Source organism: Mammaliicoccus lentus (genome assembly GCF_002902755.1).
Lineage (GTDB): Bacteria > Bacillota > Bacilli > Staphylococcales > Staphylococcaceae > Mammaliicoccus > Mammaliicoccus lentus.
The window spans coordinates 26,301-44,196 of sequence record NZ_PPRS01000025.1 but is presented as its reverse complement, the minus strand read 5'-3'; the positions used below and the strand labels follow the sequence as shown (position 1 = coordinate 44,196).

The following is a 17,896-nucleotide window of genomic DNA, read 5'->3' as shown; positions in this document are numbered from 1 at the left end:
CGCCATGCCACGAAATTAGCATCATGCTAGCAAGTTAAGCGAACACTGACATGATAAATTAGTGGTTAGCTATATTTTTTTACTTTGCAACAGAACCTCTTTTATTCTGCTTCTGAAATTTCTGAACCTATATTATTATAATCAATATCTGCTTCTAAAAATGATTGATTATCTGAAGGTAAATGTTGTTCAAATGTATCAAAGTTTTGTATTTCGATACTACCTACTTCTAATTCAAAATCTAAAACATGTCCACCAAAACTTTCAAATTCATCAATAAAATGAACGTGAAAACCACTAGCTCCAATTCCATGAAATAGTTCTGGTGTATAGAAACCTATAATTGTTCCTCTAACTTCAGGAACTACTTTTTCAGGTTGGCGTCTTGCGGATTCTATTAAACGTTGATATGGATGTTCTTGCTTAGGCATCCATCTTACATGCATATTCTTAAATGTTCCTGTTATTTTTATAGCAGAGAACAAATTTTTACTTTTCATGTTGTTCAATATTTCATCAAATACTTGGTCAGATTTTTCGTGTGCAGCATAATAAGTCTTATCTGCGCTGAATCTTGTAATTGTAGAAAATGGTGTCATTTCATTACCTTCTAATGCTTTAAACTCTCCAAATTCATTTGCATGAAATGCTCTTCCCTCTAAATATATAACTTCTCCATCTGATCCAGTTAATGTCCCTATACCTGAATCACCATGTTGTAATATCTCATCAATTGTTGCTGTTCCTTCTAAGTGACCAGCCATCAAAGTAGCTAACGTGCCATGCTGATATAAAGTTTGCATAAATAAAACACCTCCTCTTTCGTACTATTTATATATAAGTTGTGATTAAATACATTAATGGCAGTATGACAGAACTGATTACAGCAGTTAATATCATACCAATCGTACTGAAAGCTCCTGCCTCAAAATTAGCTTCTAAAGCTTTTGCAGTACCAAATGCATGAGAGGCATTGCCGTATGTCATACCTTTTGCTAAATCACTTTGAAAACGTCCTTTTGTAATAAAGAAATTCCCTAATATACTACCAATAAGACCAGTAGCTATAATAAACATAACAGTTATTGTATCTGTTCCACCCATTTGTTCTGAAACTTCTATACCGACTGCCGCTGTCATAGATCTTGGTAGTACTGTCACAATCGTTTGACTAGGGTAACCCATTATATATAGCGCACCGTAAATGACTATAAAATTCATCATAATGCCCGTCATTACACTTGTAATAATAACTTTGAAATTTGCTAAAATGAGTTTTCTAAATTTATATAAGGGATAGGCTAAACTTACAACAGAACAATCCAAGAAATTATGAATCCATGTTCCGCCTACCATATAATCAGTGTAGTTCAAACCGAATATAAGTAAAACAAAAATGATTATGATTGAAGCAATTAAAGCAGGGTTCAATAGCGGATGCTTATATTTAACTTGCAGTTTCTTAGCTGCAATATAAGTTATTAATGTTAGTACAATCATGCCTATCGCTTGAATAATCATCACATGTCCTCCTTACTTGATGGTTTAATTTTTAATAATTTTTCACTAACATAACCTGAAGATAATGCCACTAAACTTGTACTAATAATGATTAATATCGCTAGAAAAATATATGTGGGATCAATTTGATTTGCGATATCCATTATGCCAACAATTGAAGGTACAAAAAAGAGCACCATCACATTGATCAGTTTATTAGCACCAACTTCTATCCAATGTTCAGGTATCACTTTAAATAGTAACAAACAAAATAATAATGCCAATCCGACAATACTACCTGCTATAGGTATATGAAGTAATTCTCTTAACCACATGCCTAATAACGTGATGCCATATATTAACGTGACTTGTAATATTATCTTTATAAGTCGTCTCATCATATTTAATCAATCCCTTTTACTTTAAACTCTTAATCTATATTATATGAGATTACTATGTATTAATAAAATACATAATATCGATTTCTAGTATTCCGTTATGGAATACTTAAGTTTTAAAGAAATATATAAGGATAATAAACAGGACTAATGTAAGCGTTAAACCTATTGATGTATAAAGGTTTAACTCAGAGTTATAAAGTACATTTAAATTATCATATAATAATATTTTTTATGTTAGAAAAAATAAAAAAGAACTTAGGAAATAATGCACTAACCCCAGGATGTGGGAGTAAAATAAAAACACTTTCGTTGAATTCATATTAAAATGAATTTATACGGAGGTGTTTTTCTATGAAAAGAGTGGCATATAAAATTGGTAAAAACCAAAATCAAGAACTAGTAAATGAGACATTAAAACAACTTCAATTGGAACCAGGGACTATATTACATAGTGATCAAGGTAGTGTGTATACCTCTTATGAATACTATGCCTTATGTACAGAAAAAGGCATTACCAGAAGCATGTCCCGTAAGGGAACGCCAGCTGATAATGCCCCAATAGAATGTTTTCATGGCTCTCTAAAGAGTGAAACATTCTACTTAAACAGTGAGCTTAGAAGCTCTAATACCATTGTAATAGATATTGTCGAAAATTACATTGAAAACTATAATAAAGTTAGAATTAAACAAAAACTAGGCTACTTATCCCCTATAGAATATAGGGAATTAGCAGCCTAGAAAATAGTGTTTTTATTGAACTCCCTTAGTAAGGGTGCAGTGCCATAAACCCCTTGCTCTTTTTTTGGAGATGGAACTTATAAAATTAAGAGCTGACACTGCTTTATTGGATTAAATATTGCACAAACTCACATAGAGCACTTCTTATTGGATTATAAAGGTAGAAAATCCAATAAAAGTTGTCTATTTGGATTATTGTTATAGAAAATCCAATAAAAGTATGTGTACTTGGATTATTGTCGTAGTAAATCCAATTAACCATTTCGTAAACTAACGAATTCACTTTTATTCTGATACAAATTTAAAAATAAGAGGCTGAGACATAAATACATTTCTCAGCCTCTTATTTTTAAAGGTCTTGCTTTAAGAATGCCATCCACTCTTCTGTTACTTGATTCATATATGAACCTTTTTTCCATATTAGGCCGAGGTGCCAATATATTTTCTCGCCTGCGAGTTCAATGGCTCTAACTTCGTCTCCCATTTGATCTGCGATACTCTTTGGTACAATCGAAATTCCTAGACCTCTTTTAATCATATTATCTATAAAAGTTAACTGTGAGATTTTAGCTACCGTTTTAGGATAAAATCCTGCTTTACGACAGTTTTCAATTATCATATCTCTTAAATAATAATCGTCGTGTAATAAAACGAACTCTTCATCTACAAGTTCATGTATAGCAACTTTTTTCTTATGAGAAAGTTTATGAGATTGATTAAGCACTAAAAAGAGTTCTTCTTTATAAAGCGGCATACTATTAAATTTTGAAGAGTCCACTGGTAAAGCAGTCACACCGATGTCTATTTCATCTTGGCTCAAGTAATTTTCGACTGCTTTACCCCCTCCTTCAAGCACTTCGTATGTTACATCAGAATATTTTTTATGAAATTTTTCGAGATTATCTGTAATCAAATTCACTTTTATCATAGGAGATAATCCTAACCTGATATGGCCTTTTTTAATTTCAAATATATCATTCAATTCCATTGTTAATTTATCAAATAATGTAAGGAATTCAACTGCTTTTTCGTAAAAAACTTCACCTGTATCTGTTAATTTGATATGGCGTTGTGAACGATCAAATAATGTAATATCAAATTCATTTTCTAAATTTTTAACGGCTTTACTTATTGTAGATTGAGCTACAAATAAATGTTCAGACGCTTGTGTCATACCACCATTTCTCACTATTTCTACAAAATATTTTAACTGTTTAAATTCCAAATTTTACACCTCATTTTTGGCATAACATCACGACTTTATAATGAGAAAATAAATACAATTATAATAATAATCGGTATAATATATCTCATTAAAACTCTCCATAATTTAAACCATTTTACAGATAAATGATTTCCCATACGGAATTCTTTTTCCACAAGTTCTGGATTCATTCTGAAAGATATAAATATTGCGATTAATAAACAACCTATTGGTAATAATATATTACTCACTAAATAATCTGTCGCATCAAATATAGATTTCCCAAATATTGATATGTCACTTAAAACACTATAAGACAATGTAGAAGGAATACATGCTATAAACGTCAGTAATCCTAATATCCAAACAATCTTCTTTCTAGAACGTTTACCATCTTTTTCAAATGCTGAAATAATGATTTCGAACTGACTGAATGAAGAAGTTAAAGTCGCGAATAAGAATAATAATAAGAACAATGTTAAGAATAAAGTGCCAAATGCCATTTGCCCAAAAACATTTGGTAACACAATAAATAACAATCCTGGCCCTTCAGTAGGTTCTAATGAAAAAGCAAATACGACTGGAAAAATAGCCATACCAGCTAAAATAGAAACTAAAATATTCATTCCTGATACTAATGCTGCTGATGTCGGTAAGCTTTCTTTCTTACTTAAATAAGAACTATATGTAACCATACAAGAAAATCCAACTGCTAGCGCAAAGAACGATTGACCAAGCGCAAATAGTATACCTTTTGCACTAAAATCAGAAAGATTAAATTTAAAGAAGAACGCTAGTCCCTCAGATGCACCTTCTAATGTTACTGCTCTTACAACTAAAATAAGGAAAAAAATTAGTAGCAATGGCATTAAATATTGATTCGCTCTTTCAATACCATTTTTAATACCAAAATTTAATACGAGTACATTCATTAATATAAATACAAGTACACCTAATAATGCAATAAAGGGATTCCCAATAATTTCTTCGAACATTTTCCCGTAATTTGCATCATCTGAAATTAAGTTACCTGTGATACTCATCGTTGTATAAATCGTTATCCATCCACCTACAACACTGTAGAACGATAACAATAAGAAACAACCAATAACCCCTAATCTTCCTGTTATACGCCATGGTGACTTAGGTGCTAATGTGTCGTATGCCGATACAGCCTCTTTATTAGTTGAACGACCAATGATGAATTCTGAAATCAACATTGGTAAACCTATAAATAATGTGAAAATGATAAATATAAGTAAAAATGCGCCTCCGCCATACTGACCAGCAACGTATGGAAACTTCCATATTGCACCTATTCCAATCGCTGCGCCTGCTGCTGCCATAACAAAACCTAATTTAGAAGACCATTGATCTCGTTGTTCATTCATGTCATCACTCCATTCAAATCTCTTAGTAGAAGTATAACGTATAATCGTATACTACACAGTAAGAATTTTTATGAATCAATAAATATTTATCCTTCTAGCTTTAAATTTCACGTTTTTATAGAAAATCCACTTTCAACCGAAATTTATCGGAGTTTATTTTAAAAATAGCGTATGGTAATCTTAATTCAAAGAAAAATTAATCTATAACTAAAGGGAGTGAAACAATGATACAAGGTGACACATTAACGCCAGAGTATGCTAAAAAATATTTTTACAACTTGCTTAAAAAGGTAAATGAAAATCACACACCAATAATTATTAGTGATAAAAAATCACATAATAGTGCAGTAATAATTAGTAAAGATGAATGGGACAGTATACAAGAGACACTTTATTTAGAAGATATGGGAGTTATGAATAAAGTCAGAGCTCGCGAACAAGATAATAGTCTATTTACTAATGTTAATGATATAAATTGGAATAATTTATAGATGTTATTCACTGAATAAATATTATATAATAATTGTAAAAAATAGGTTGTAGGTATATGGAATATGCCACTTATTTAAAAGCGCTAAACGGTCGCTTAGCATAAAATGAAACAACTCGAGAATTATATAGACAAATAAAAGGAATAGAAGGTGAAGAATTAATTAAACAAATATTAGATCAAGAACTTAAGTTAAATTATGTGCATGATATCGAATTGGATATAAACAATAAAGTTCAAATTGATTTTTTAATTGTCGACGACGAAAAAATTATGAATTTAGAAATTAAACACTACAAAGGTGACTACTATATAATTGATAACCAACTTAAAAATAGCTATGGAAATATATTTCAAACACCTTTTCAGCAGATGAAGCGGGCTGAGTATGAACTGGAACTTATAAAATCTAAACTTGATATCAAACGTACAGTTGAATCCTATCTCGTCTTTACTAACCCTACATTTACGCTTCATACAGAAATCCCTCATCGCAATCAAGTACTACTACCTACAGAATTACACAAAATCCCAAAACTAATTAAAAATTATAAAATAGAAGAAAATAAAATTATTTTGAATAGAATAAAGACCTTGAAGAAAGATTTTTCGAAAATCTATCCAAAGAATTTATTACCTTTTGACCAAATAAATCCTGGATTATGGTGCCCACAATGCAGAAAAATAGGACACATACAATTAAATAGTCATAAGAGGTTTGGTGAATGTATGTATTGTTCGAAGAAAATTGCAAGACAATTACTATATTTAGAAAACTTAAAAGAATTATATATATTGAAAAACGAACCTTTTACTTTGAAAGAAGCTCAAATATGGTGTGATGGAAATGAATGGGCAATTAGAAAATTATGTAACCAACACTTCAAAAAAGAAGGTCAACGAAAAATTCAATATTATATTTGATGTTTTCAATAAAAACCACCATTGTTGTAAGAGCAGCATTCTTATTGGATTTTCTACCTCAATAATCCAAATACACACGTCTTTATGAAGTGCACCCAAAAGTTCAACCTAAAATAAAACCATGACCTTAGCGAGTTTTACACTCGCTAAGGTCATGGTTTTCATCATGCCCACCAAATATTTTCGAGTATTTCGTTTATATTTACGGATTGTAGATTTTGTACTGCTTTTTGGAAGCCTTCTTCTACGGACATTATAGGATCTTCATGTTCAATACTCACGACGTAATCATATCCATTGATTCTTAATGCGCTTATTATATCACCCCATACTTGAGGGCTATGTCCATAACCGACAGATCTAAATGTCCATGCTCTAGATTGTACGGAGCCATATGGTTGCATGTCTGTTAATCCGTACATATTTACATTTTCCTGATCAATGTATGTGTCTTTTGCATGGAAGTGATGAATAGCGTTTGCTTTGCCCAGTATTTTTATAGCAGCTACTGGATCAATACCTTGCCACCATAAATGACTTGGATCTAGATTCGCACCTATTGCATCGTTAGTTGCTTCTCTTAATTTTAATAACGTATGTGGTGTGTGCACCGAAAATCCAGCATGTAATTCTATTCCGATTTTAACGTTATGATCTTTAGCAAATTGTGCCGCTTCTTTCCAATAAGGTATCAGCTTCTCTTCCCATTGCCATTCATAAATTTCTGAGTATGCTGTTGGCCATGGTGTGACTGGCCAATTTGGATGTTTGGCATCTTCATCTGATCCTGGTATACCTGAAAATGTATTGACTACAGGCACTCCTAAAATCGATGCAAGCTTCACTGTTTTAATAAATGTATCGTGTGCTTGTTTAGCATGTTCTTCATCCGGCGAAACTGGATTATCGTGACAACTAAACGCACTAATTTCTAATCCGCGTTGTTTAATCGCATCCATGAAAGATTCACGTTTAGCTTCACTTTCTAATAATGCATCAACATCACAAAAATGATTTCCCGGGTTACCACCTGTTCCGATTTCTACCATCTTCAAACCTGAATTCGCGACATAATCTAACATTTCCTCAAATGATTTATCTTGAAAAAGTACTGTAAACACACCTATTTTCATATGTATCGCTCCTTTATATTTGATATTAAATTAATCTAACACTACGTCCTTCTTCACTGCTTCTATATATTGCATCTATAATGAGACTGACTTTTCGAGCTTGTTCTGGTTGTACAATTAAAGATTCTAGTCCTAAACAACTGTTCACAAAATTCATGGCTTGTCTCTGTGCTGCTAAATCTTCATTATGTTCTGCTACAGCTTTTTCATTAAAAAAGTTACCAAATTTAGGTTGATATATTTCAAATGGATACACATTCAATCCTCCATCAACGCCTGAAATACTTAAATGTATGTTATCTTCTTTAATGTTCGCTGACCAAGAACACTCAAATTGCATCGTAGACTGATCGTCAAATGTAATAAAACTAGAAACATGATCGTCCACTTCAAAAGTACTACTATCAAATGTTCCCCAGTCATTAATTTGATTAGGTGTTTTACTTAATCGGTTATAAGTTTTACCTAATACTTCAACAGGTTGGACATCCTCAAGTAACCAAAGTGATAAATCTAATAAATGACAACCGTAATCTATTAGACTTCCACCACCTTGTAGTTCTTTATTCGTAAAAACTCCCCATCCAGGTACTTTACGTCTACGCATTGCTTGAACTCTTGTAACAAGAGGACTTCCTACAGTGCCACCTTCAATTGCTTTATGAGCTGTAATAGCAGCATCTGTAAATCGATAATGGTATCCAATAGCTAACAATTTATTTGCTCTATTAGCCACTTCAATCATCGCATCACATTCTTCTTTATTCATGGCCATTGGTTTTTCACAAAATACATGAACATCTGCATTTAATGCCGCAATACTTATCTCTGCATGAAACTTATTCGGTGTGCATATTACAACTGCATCTACTTCGTTAAACATTTCTTCATAATCTTTAAACACATGAGGTATCATATGTTCTTTAGCTACTTGTTGTGCTAAATCATAGTTAATGTCTTGAACACCTACAATTTGAGCAGTACCTTTTAATTGTTTAAATGCAGGTATATGTCTGTTTTGAGCAATACCTCCAACGCCTATCATACCTAATTTTAATTTGTCCATAATTCACTCACCTATTTCTCGCTGATATGCTCTAACGGTTGAGCATTACCATATTGATGTTTAGGAGTGTTACGGTTTTCAGCCCATTCCACTGCATTTTTAATAACGTGCTGTATTTGTGAGTTATAATATGTAGGATAGCTTTCATGTCCAGGTCTAAAATAAAATATTTTTCCGTTTCCACGTTTGAAAGTTGCGCCACTACGGAATACTTCTCCGCCTTCAAACCAACTTATAAATACTGTTTCATCTGGTGCTGGTATATCAAAGTGCTCGCCGTACATTTCTTCTTTTTCTAATTCGATATATGAGTCTAAACCTTCTGTTATTGGGTGAGTAGGATCTACAACCCAAAGTCTTTCTCTATCATCTGCTTCACGCCATTTTAAATCACATGTTGTCCCCATCAAGCTTTTAAATATTTTAGAGAAATGTGCTGAATGTAAAACAATTAATCCCATTCCATCTAGTACGCGCTGCTTTACTTTTTCAACAATTGAATCTTCTACTTCATCGTGAGCTTTATGTCCCCACCAAATTAAGACATCTGTCTGATTTAATACATCATCAGTTAAACCGTGTTCTCGTTCATCCAATGTTGCTGTTTTAACATTGTGTTTTTCACTTAAAAATTCAGCTATGACATTATGAATGCCTTTTGGGTAAACTTTCTTAATTTCTTCGCTTTCTACTTCGTGACGAAATTCATTCCATACTGTTATATTCATTTAGACATCCCCTTTAGTTATTATTCAAAATAAACAGCTTTTCCTGTTTTCGCAGATTTATATATACCTTCTAATATTTGAGTGATGACAATAGCTTCTTCAGGTTTTACGACAGGATCAGTATCATTCAAAATACTATCAATCCATGAACGCGCTTCTACTTCTGCTTCATCAACTTGTTCTCCTTCATAAAAGTCCACGCCTTTATTTTCAAGTTCAACTTGAGTTGTATATAGTGAACCAAAGTCTTCACCATGTATTCTTAAGCCATCTTTCATGTCTGCTCCACCTTCAGTTCCTGAAAGTTCACATTTAGCTTCATCTACATTAAGTGAATTAAGCGCCCAACTTGATTCTAAAACGATTGTTGCACCATCTTTCATCTTGATAAATCCAAATGCAGAATCTTCTACAGTAAATTCCTTAGGATCCCATGGTCCCCAAGCATTTGCTGCATTTTCTTTTTTACCTAATTTATGGAAAGTTGACCCCATTACTGATTCAGGTTCATAGTTATCCATCATCCATAATGTTAAATCAAGTGCATGTGTTCCAATATCAATTAACGGGCCTCCACCTTGTTGTTCTTCATCTAAGAATACACCCCACGTAGGCACTGCTCTTCTACGTATAGCATGTGCTTTACCATAATATATATCCCCTAAATCTCCACGTTGTGTTGCTTGACGTAAGTACTGGCTATCTGGTCTAAAACGATTTTGATAACCAATCGTTAATTTCTTACCTGTTCTTTTAGCTGCTTCAATCATTTCTTGTGCTTCTTCAGTTGTCTTAGCCATTGGTTTTTCACACATCACATGCTTGCCTGCTTCCAATGAAGCAATTGTTAATTCTTTATGCGAACTATTTGGCGTACAAACGTGAATAACATCAATCGTTTCATCTTTCAACAACTCTTTATAATCTGCATAAGCCTTTGCTTGTTCAGTACCGTAATAGTCTGCTGCTACTTCAGCCTTCTCTACATCTATATCACAAAAAGCTACAATATTTACTTCTTCAATTTTCTGCAAGCTTGGTAAATGCTTGCCATTCGCTATACCACCACAACCTATAATACCTACATTTAATTGCATCTCTATTTCCCCTTTTCAATTATAATTAATTTTTATTTTAGCAAACGCTTACATTTAATGTTATAAAAATTTATAAATATTACTCTTTATACATATCGTAAATTAAATAATGATAAACACCAATCAATAACACTTGTTTAGAAACTTATTGTTCGTATTAGAATATATTTTCATCAGATGAAAATATTTCCGCGATTTTTTAGCTTATCCTCAATATTCTCGGACATAAATTCTAACTCAAAATAAATAAGCATATCACTTTTAAACTGGAATAATCAGTTAAGTGATATGCTTATTTTTTATAATCTTACTTCAGATGTTTGAGTATACGTATCTTCTCCAAGGTTAATCATTGATTCTGAAATGTTCCTTGAATGATAACCTATACGCTCTAATATTGAGATCATATCTATATATACAAGACTGCCTTCTGGTGAACATTCGCCAGAACTTAAACGTTTAATATGTTTCTTTCTTAAGTCATGTTCTAATAAATATGAATCTTCACTTCGTTTTACAACCTCATCTTTTTTAACATAATCATATGCATCAAATGCTTCGAATGTTTTTTCATATGAAATTTTAACATGTTCATACAGTCTATCTATACTTTGCTCAGCTTTTTCTGAGATTCGAATATCAGATGATTCTTTTTTCTGCAGTTCATCTAAATAAGATTCTGTTAGTGCTGATACTTTCAAAATTGTTCTATTCACATCATATAATACAGATAGACGTTCTCCGTCTTTTGCTGATAATTTTTTCTCTGACAATTTATTTAAATATTGTCTAACATTATCATACATATTCTCGATGGCAGCGTGTTTTTGTTTATGTTTTTTAACAGCTTTATCATCTGTGTGATCTACTTTTTCAAGCATAGACATTGATAACTTTCCAATGTTTCTAATTTCATCTTGCGCTTCTTGCAATGCAATACTCGGCGCTCTATTGATTAAGTTATTATCTAAATATTTAGGTTTATATTTTTCATTTAAATCTTCACCAGGAATAATTTTTGTAACTAACCACGCTAATACAAAAATAAATGGTAATTGAATCAATGTGTTTGTAATGTTAAATGTACCATGTGCAAATGCGATTACCATTTCTGGATTTAATCTAAATGCACCTTGCATCCATGTAACAGCCGCTTCATAAATCGGTAAAATTAATAAGAAAATTGCCGCACCGATTAAGTTAAACAATACATGTGTAACTGCAACACGTTTAGCTGCTAATGAACCTGCTAAACTTGCTAATACAGCTGTAATTGTTGTACCAATGTTATCACCTAATAAAATAGGCAAAGCTCCGTGTAATGATATTAAATCATTCGCAAAGAATCCTTGTAATATACCAATTGTTGCACTAGAACTTTGAACGATTAATGTTACAAATGTTCCTGCAGCAACACCTAGTATTGGTGTATGAGACATATTTAGCATAATATCGTGGAATCCATCTAAATTAGCTAAAGGTTTTACTGCGCCACTCATTAGCTCTAACCCATAGAACAAAGAACCGAAACCAAAGAATATCATACCAACATTCTTAACTTTACGTTTTTGAACAAAGAATATTAAAAATGCACCAATTGCTAATATAGGTAAAGAATATTCCCCAATATCAATACCAATAATAAATGCAGTAACAGTTGTACCGATATTTGCACCCATTACGACACCAATTGCTTGTCTTAGCGTCATAAAGCCTGCGCTGACTAACCCTATCGTAATAACTGTTGTACCTGAACTACTTTGAATCAAAATTGTAACAATCATACCAGCTAATACGCCCATTATTGGGTTGCTAGTAAATCTATTTAAAATACTTCTCAGTCTATCTCCTGCTGCAGCTTGTAATCCGTCTCCCATTTGCTTAATACCATAAAGAAATATACCTAGACCACCTATAAAAGTGAAGATAATTTCTAGCGCCGACAATTCCATAAGACACCTCAATTAAATTTTTTGTAACCATTGTGAATATTAAACGATAATTGTTAATCTAATGTAAATTTTATATTAAGTTTCGTTTAATTCAACTATTTTCTTTTAAATACAAAAGAACTATGAAATTATCGCAAATAAACATTTACAAATCAACCCTATTTATTAAATAAATCTTCAATATTATTGTACATTTTAAAAATCATCATACGTTCGCCAGTACGAGAACTTAAATCAGTATGAAAACTGTCAACTTTTTCATTAGTTATATTAAATATTATTTCATAAAGATGTGAAACGTCTGATTCCACTAAAGTAGATCTCGTGCGTTTAATGGAAAGTAAACCTTCCTTTGTTTCAGAGACTTTGTATTCAGCAGGTGTTAAAATACCTTGTAAATCTACAATAATCATATCTCTTAATATATCTGTCTTCACTGACAAGGAACCTCTGCCTAAATATTCTTTTTCCCATTGTGTGATAGCTTTACTTATTGTAGATTCACAGTACCCTTTCGTCATGTCCATATCTTTCATCTCCTCACAAATTGATAAATACTCTTTAAGTTGTTTCTTGAATAATTGTTTCTGCATCATTTTCTTTGAATATTATCCCGGAAATTTTAATATTTTCCGGTACTAATGGATGGTTATAAATCTGGTTAACACTTTCTTCAATTCGTTTATGAACATCACGTTCACCATTTAACCAATCTATAATACTTTCACCATTCATTTCTGGCTTACAATTCTCAAATAAATAGTCTATCGTTTTTAAACGACTTTCCATGCTTCTAATCATTTCAGGTAAGTCAATATTAGGTAAATTATAAGCCTCGTCTTTACCAATGATGTATATTTCTAGAATGTCTTTCTGATAAATCGATATAATGATTGATCTCATAACTTCTCCATATGCTTGCGCTATTTCTGATTGATAACTATTTATAGTAAACACATGAGCTGTCTTATCAAACACTTGTCTAACAAATTCGTCTTCTGAATGTGTATTTAATTCACCTAATATCAATATATTATTTTCTTCGTTCATCATTATACATCCTCTCAGCAAAAAATTGCTCCCTATCTGTTTACCATTTAATCCATTCTCCATGTTCATTAATACTTGAAATTAATAACCAACCATTTTTCAATTTGGTGTTTAACACTTCATTTTCATTTAATAAACGTTCAATGTAATGATTAGGCGCTTGTATAACGATTAATAATCGAATCGGTGAATGATAAAAATCTTCATCTGATTTCATAACAGATTGCCACGGTAACCCTGTTAATAAATCACTAGCATTACCTTGCATTACACCAATGCCCGAAGTAACTGTTTGAGTCGCTTTACTGCCACTTCCATAAAAGTGTGGAGCAACTGTCGAAGCGTAATATTGTAGGTTTATCCATTGGGAAACAGTCGCTGGTCCTGTCAAAATAGTATTCAATAAAACGCCATCTTGATCCTTCCTCCAATCATAATTGTGCAAGAACGACCTTCCATTTAATTGTCGCTTCTTAGTTAATTGTCTTTGACCAATTATAAATGATGCATTTCGTGCTAATCCCCATTCAGGACGCACTTCACTCCAGTCACTAGATATTTTCTTAGCTTCTTTAGTAGCATTTTTCTTATCGTAATGAATGCCTGGTAATTGTGTTAATCTCAACTCGTTAGCTTTGCGACTCACTTCTGGAATTGTATTTTTTAATAATATATATGATTCTTCAGCTTCTTTCGATAATTCCGGAACATATATCCATTCAAGCTCATCAATTGTTGTACAATGTTCTGCTGCGATAAACACTGTCTCTTCAGGTATAAAAATATGATGTTTAAGTAGTCCTGTTCTAACTTCAGGTAAATTACATAACGTCGCTAGTACTTTAGCATTGAAACCACTTGCTGAACCGCCACAAGCACCACAATCTAGAGAAGCTGAATAAGGGTTGTTAGCTGTGTGACTACCATGACCGCATATCACAACTAGCGGAGCAAAACCTTCAGTTAAACTCATTAATTTTAAAGCTTCTGCCGTATAATTGATTTTTTCTTTTTCTGTAAAACCAATTGGCAAACTATCTTGTTGTCCATGATTATGTTCATGCTCGTTAATTGTTAATGTTGTTTCAGGTTTTTTCAAAAATGTATCGTTAAATTTATTAATGATACTACCTGAACTTTTCGGCATAAAGCTTCTTGTAATAGTTTGAATACTAAGCCATGGTCCAGTTAGTTCCGGTAATAATAAACTAGGTAATACATTTTGTTTCATCTTTTTAAAAGTATAAATTAAGGAAGATACTGTTTTCTTCTTATCCACATAATCATTTTCATTACTGTTCGCTTCAAATTCTTGAATTTTATGTAGCGGTTGGTTCATAACCGGTAATGAATTATGCGTATGTTGATGCCCTAATTCACATTTTTCTATTGGTAAACCGAAAAAACCCGCGATACCAATCGTTTCAAATGGTCCTTCCATTTCTAACTGTCTTCTGAAAGGTTCTGATCTTGTATCTATACAGAATGCCAATTGCGCTTTCGTTTCTTGTATTGGCATGTTATTAACAAGTTGAGAGTTAATTTCTTGTCTTAAACTTAATTCATAAGTATCTTCCCATGCTTCTAACAATATTTTCTTACGTGTAATCTCATCAAAATCAAGAGAAAATCGTATATATTCCTTTTGTTTATCTTTTGGTAATGCTAGCCATTTTTCTAAAGTGAAATCTCCCCACTCTAACCATGCAACTATTGAAGTGTAATCAACTTCTTGTTCTAATAAATCTTCAGGTACGAGATTTCCGATTAGTGACCATTCTAGAGCTAGTCTAATCGTTAAATATTCTTGTAACAGATTTTTTGTTTGATTAGATTTTTCATCATACCAAAGCATCATACCAGCCCATCCTGGTAATGAGATTAAATGCGATTCTAAATAAGATTGAATATGTTGTTGTTCAATATTCAAATTATCTAAGCAACATTCCATTGCTTCAATTGAATCTCCAGGTAAATTTTTAAATTGTTGACGTATATTTTTATTTAATGCAGGATCCAATACGACCATCTTTTTCCAAGCATTATAAAAACTTTCATTATGTGTTGGCATCGACCAACCAGATTGAGCATTATCTAAATATAATTTGCACCATTTTATAATATGATAGTTCAATATATCATTGTATGGTTCACCTGATTTACTTTGTTGATAAGCACTCAACATTTTAACTTTCTTATTTTTAGATAGATTAAATTCATCTACAGTATAATGTTGTTTTAATTCTTTTTCGTATTGCTTAACTACTTCATCTTTTAAAGTTATGCCTTTTAAAGCTTTCTGTGCAAATTGGAGTAATTCTTCTTTATCAATTTTATAGTCTGCTTTTTCTAACCAATCTTCTAATTTATTTGAAATAAAATATTCATTGATTTCTTCTTTTTTAATAGCAGATTTAATAATATTTTTATTGGCATACATGTTAATTTCTTGTGTTTCTTTTATCCATCTTGCGACTTCTTCAAAAGTTTGTTCTTCCATATTAGCCCACGGGTGTCTAGCAGCAAAAATTGAAATCGGCGATAACGGCACGATAACTCGACTTGCTGATTGTATGATATTTTTTATATTTTGCGTATTTAAGATTACATTAACCATGTTTATAACCACCTTTTACAAAATGATCTTTCAAATATCTTGGATGACTTTCAACAGAGTGATATTTTGCTTCTCCGAAATGTACAAGCCATAAATATGTCATTAAGAATATGCGAGAAGATTTATTTCTTCCTATCCACATGCTCATTAAACTACCTAACACCAACATTGCAATCATGACAGTGACAACAAAGAAAGGTGGTTCTGCAAGTTGAAATTCAAATTGTTGTAACCAATGATGAAAGAAGTTATGAATAGCGAAGTATACAACACCGATAGAGACTAATGCTGCTAAACCTATTATTCGTCCTAATTTTCCTTCTCCAAATGCAACAAGCTGTGTCCATGATACAGATAAGGACCAAGCTAATATAAGTGCACTTATGAATTGATAACTACTATAAGGGGTAATCAACCAAAAAGTGATACCTATAAATACAGCTAAGAAACGACCGACTAACACCCAAATATAAGATATGCTTTCATTCATTCTTGTAGGCACTTCAAAGTGTCTCACAGCCGATCCTGAACGTAAGAATAAAGTTGCTTTAAACAATCCATGTAATATGAGATGAATAATTGCAGCTGAATAAGCTCCTAAAGCACATTGAATAAGCATAAAGCCCATTTGCCCCATCGTAGATCCAACTAACTGCCTTTTATAATCTACATGGACTAAGCTGATGCCTGAACCTATTAATACAGAAACACTTGCAATAATAAGTAAAATTGATAACGTCCACTCGTTCATAAAAATCGGTGAAAATCTTGTTAAAATAACGCCACCCACATTTACAATTCCGGCATGCATAATTGCTGAAACAGGTGTTGGCGCTGCAACAGATTCTATAAGCCATCTATGGAAAGGCCATTGAGCGGCAGGAATAATCACTGATAATATTAATAGAAGCTGTATGATAACACCTTGCCACGAATCAAATGATTTTAAATTTTCTACAGTAAATATTGCTGAAATTGCCCATTCTCCAGATAAATAATTCACGAATAATATCGCACATAATAAAGAAAGCCAACTCACTAAGAACAAAATACCTGTTATTTTAGATGCTTCTTTTGTCACTTTCCATTGTTTGTTCAATTTTATTAACATTGTTAAACAAAGTAGCGTGATGCCCCACAGTCCTGTCATAATTCTCAAGTCATCACTCAACCATGCTACAGAGGCGAAAGTTGTCATTATCGTAAACAATGTAAAATACTTTCGATAATGCGCATCTCCGTATAAATATCTCAATGAAAACCTTTGGATAATTAATCCAATCATCAATATAAAGAATGCAAGTAGCCAAGATAATACATCTAAATGCCATGGACCAATTTCTAGATTTTCTCGAATAAAAATCGTCCCAATTAAAGCAATAAATGTAGGAACCGAAAAAATGATTAAATGATATTTAGTGTAACGTAATGGTACTTTATGTATAAGAAATAACAATCCGCTTAAAATCGCTATAACTAATGTGATGAAAAATAATACTAATAAACTCATCATATTGACTACTCCTTTATATATGACTTAAAAATAAAAAAGCCGACAATTTAAAACAAATCATTCATAATGATTTGCTATAATTGTCGGCTTCA

At 32.2% G+C, this 17,896-nt stretch carries 17 protein-coding genes; 3 read left to right on the top strand and 14 right to left on the bottom strand.

Annotated elements, in window-relative coordinates; genetic code table 11:
- Positions 1-101: 101 nt before the first annotated feature.
- From budA to CD135_RS08220, 3 genes are read right to left on the bottom strand one after another with little or no spacing between them, the layout of a single operon-like run.
- On the bottom strand, positions 102-803 hold the full coding sequence (gene budA / locus CD135_RS08230; RefSeq protein ID WP_103269215.1) for an acetolactate decarboxylase: 702 nt from the start codon (positions 801-803) through the stop codon (positions 102-104).
- A 28-nt stretch (positions 804-831) separates the two neighbouring features.
- Positions 832-1,521: an LrgB family protein gene (locus CD135_RS08225; protein ID WP_064205068.1), complete on the bottom strand. Its 690-nt coding sequence runs from the start codon at positions 1,519-1,521 to the stop codon at positions 832-834.
- A complete protein-coding gene (locus CD135_RS08220) occupies positions 1,521-1,901 on the bottom strand; it encodes a CidA/LrgA family protein (protein ID WP_017000076.1) in 381 nt (126 codons plus the stop codon). The genes CD135_RS08225 and CD135_RS08220 overlap by 1 nt, the downstream gene beginning before the upstream one ends.
- A 333-nt stretch (positions 1,902-2,234) precedes the next feature.
- On the opposite strand from CD135_RS08220, the gene CD135_RS08215 reads away from it, so the two are divergent.
- Positions 2,235-2,639 (top strand): DDE-type integrase/transposase/recombinase, encoded by a 405-nt coding sequence (locus CD135_RS08215; protein WP_420920313.1) that lies wholly within the window; start codon positions 2,235-2,237, stop codon positions 2,637-2,639.
- Between the two features lie 349 nt (positions 2,640-2,988).
- Here CD135_RS08215 and cidR read toward each other — a convergent pair whose 3' ends face one another.
- Positions 2,989-3,864: a cidABC operon transcriptional activator CidR gene (gene cidR / locus CD135_RS08210; protein ID WP_017000885.1), complete on the bottom strand. Its 876-nt coding sequence runs from the start codon at positions 3,862-3,864 to the stop codon at positions 2,989-2,991.
- Between the two features lie 35 nt (positions 3,865-3,899).
- Positions 3,900-5,234: a sodium-dependent transporter gene (locus tag CD135_RS08205; RefSeq protein ID WP_103269214.1), complete on the bottom strand. Its 1,335-nt coding sequence runs from the start codon at positions 5,232-5,234 to the stop codon at positions 3,900-3,902.
- Between the two features lie 224 nt (positions 5,235-5,458).
- On the opposite strand from CD135_RS08205, the gene CD135_RS08200 reads away from it, so the two are divergent.
- Both CD135_RS08200 and CD135_RS08195 read left to right on the top strand, forming a co-directional pair.
- The gene (locus CD135_RS08200) at positions 5,459-5,725 is read left to right on the top strand and encodes a type II toxin-antitoxin system Phd/YefM family antitoxin (protein WP_103269213.1); all 267 of its coding nucleotides are present in this window, start codon (positions 5,459-5,461) and stop codon (positions 5,723-5,725) included.
- Positions 5,726-5,859: 134 nt separating this feature from the next.
- Positions 5,860-6,648: a nuclease-related domain-containing protein gene (locus CD135_RS08195; protein WP_338133590.1), complete on the top strand. Its 789-nt coding sequence runs from the start codon at positions 5,860-5,862 to the stop codon at positions 6,646-6,648.
- Positions 6,649-6,812: 164 nt separating this feature from the next.
- Here CD135_RS08195 and CD135_RS08190 read toward each other — a convergent pair whose 3' ends face one another.
- From CD135_RS08190 to CD135_RS08150, 9 genes are all read right to left on the bottom strand, one after another.
- The gene (locus CD135_RS08190) at positions 6,813-7,781 is read right to left on the bottom strand and encodes a sugar phosphate isomerase/epimerase family protein (RefSeq protein WP_103269212.1); all 969 of its coding nucleotides are present in this window, start codon (positions 7,779-7,781) and stop codon (positions 6,813-6,815) included.
- Positions 7,782-7,806: 25 nt separating this feature from the next.
- Complete coding sequence (locus CD135_RS08185) at positions 7,807-8,847, bottom strand: Gfo/Idh/MocA family protein (protein ID WP_103269211.1); 1,041 nt, start codon at positions 8,845-8,847, stop codon at positions 7,807-7,809.
- An 11-nt stretch (positions 8,848-8,858) separates the two neighbouring features.
- Positions 8,859-9,575, bottom strand: a complete 717-nt coding sequence (locus CD135_RS08180) for a ThuA domain-containing protein (RefSeq protein ID WP_017001009.1) — start codon at positions 9,573-9,575, stop codon at positions 8,859-8,861.
- Between the two features lie 20 nt (positions 9,576-9,595).
- On the bottom strand, positions 9,596-10,672 hold the full coding sequence (locus tag CD135_RS08175) for a Gfo/Idh/MocA family protein (protein ID WP_017001008.1): 1,077 nt from the start codon (positions 10,670-10,672) through the stop codon (positions 9,596-9,598).
- Positions 10,673-10,971: 299 nt separating this feature from the next.
- Entirely contained in the window at positions 10,972-12,624 is a 1,653-nt protein-coding gene (locus CD135_RS08170) for a Na/Pi cotransporter family protein (protein WP_103269210.1), read from the bottom strand.
- Positions 12,625-12,782: 158 nt separating this feature from the next.
- The gene (locus CD135_RS08165; protein ID WP_017001006.1) at positions 12,783-13,151 is read right to left on the bottom strand and encodes a Na-translocating system protein MpsC family protein; all 369 of its coding nucleotides are present in this window, start codon (positions 13,149-13,151) and stop codon (positions 12,783-12,785) included.
- A gap of 34 nt (positions 13,152-13,185) precedes the next feature.
- A complete protein-coding gene (locus CD135_RS08160) occupies positions 13,186-13,677 on the bottom strand; it encodes a carbonic anhydrase (RefSeq protein WP_103269209.1) in 492 nt (163 codons plus the stop codon).
- A gap of 37 nt (positions 13,678-13,714) precedes the next feature.
- Positions 13,715-16,291 (bottom strand): DUF2309 domain-containing protein, encoded by a 2,577-nt coding sequence (locus CD135_RS08155; RefSeq protein ID WP_103269208.1) that lies wholly within the window; start codon positions 16,289-16,291, stop codon positions 13,715-13,717.
- Positions 16,284-17,804: an NADH dehydrogenase subunit 5 gene (locus CD135_RS08150; protein ID WP_103269207.1), complete on the bottom strand. Its 1,521-nt coding sequence runs from the start codon at positions 17,802-17,804 to the stop codon at positions 16,284-16,286. The genes CD135_RS08155 and CD135_RS08150 overlap by 8 nt, the downstream gene beginning before the upstream one ends.
- Positions 17,805-17,896 lie beyond the last annotated feature (92 nt).

Excerpts from the sequence above, each read along its gene's own strand:
- budA (WP_103269215.1), bottom strand. The coding sequence starts at position 803 with ATGCAAACTTTATATCAGCATGGCACGTTAGCTACTTTGATGGCTGGT.
- CD135_RS08225 (WP_064205068.1), bottom strand. The coding sequence starts at position 1,521 with ATGATTATTCAAGCGATAGGCATGATTGTACTAACATTAATAACTTAT.
- CD135_RS08220 (WP_017000076.1), bottom strand. The coding sequence starts at position 1,901 with ATGATGAGACGACTTATAAAGATAATATTACAAGTCACGTTAATATAT.
- CD135_RS08205 (WP_103269214.1), bottom strand. The coding sequence starts at position 5,234 with ATGAATGAACAACGAGATCAATGGTCTTCTAAATTAGGTTTTGTTATG.
- CD135_RS08200 (WP_103269213.1), top strand. The coding sequence starts at position 5,459 with ATGATACAAGGTGACACATTAACGCCAGAGTATGCTAAAAAATATTTT.
- CD135_RS08190 (WP_103269212.1), bottom strand. The coding sequence starts at position 7,781 with ATGAAAATAGGTGTGTTTACAGTACTTTTTCAAGATAAATCATTTGAG.
- CD135_RS08185 (WP_103269211.1), bottom strand. The coding sequence starts at position 8,847 with ATGGACAAATTAAAATTAGGTATGATAGGCGTTGGAGGTATTGCTCAA.
- CD135_RS08180 (WP_017001009.1), bottom strand. The coding sequence starts at position 9,575 with ATGAATATAACAGTATGGAATGAATTTCGTCACGAAGTAGAAAGCGAA.
- CD135_RS08175 (WP_017001008.1), bottom strand. The coding sequence starts at position 10,672 with ATGCAATTAAATGTAGGTATTATAGGTTGTGGTGGTATAGCGAATGGC.
- CD135_RS08170 (WP_103269210.1), bottom strand. The coding sequence starts at position 12,624 with ATGGAATTGTCGGCGCTAGAAATTATCTTCACTTTTATAGGTGGTCTA.
- CD135_RS08165 (WP_017001006.1), bottom strand. The coding sequence starts at position 13,151 with ATGGACATGACGAAAGGGTACTGTGAATCTACAATAAGTAAAGCTATC.
- CD135_RS08160 (WP_103269209.1), bottom strand. The coding sequence starts at position 13,677 with ATGATGAACGAAGAAAATAATATATTGATATTAGGTGAATTAAATACA.
- CD135_RS08155 (WP_103269208.1), bottom strand. The coding sequence starts at position 16,291 with ATGGTTAATGTAATCTTAAATACGCAAAATATAAAAAATATCATACAA.
- CD135_RS08150 (WP_103269207.1), bottom strand. The coding sequence starts at position 17,804 with ATGATGAGTTTATTAGTATTATTTTTCATCACATTAGTTATAGCGATT.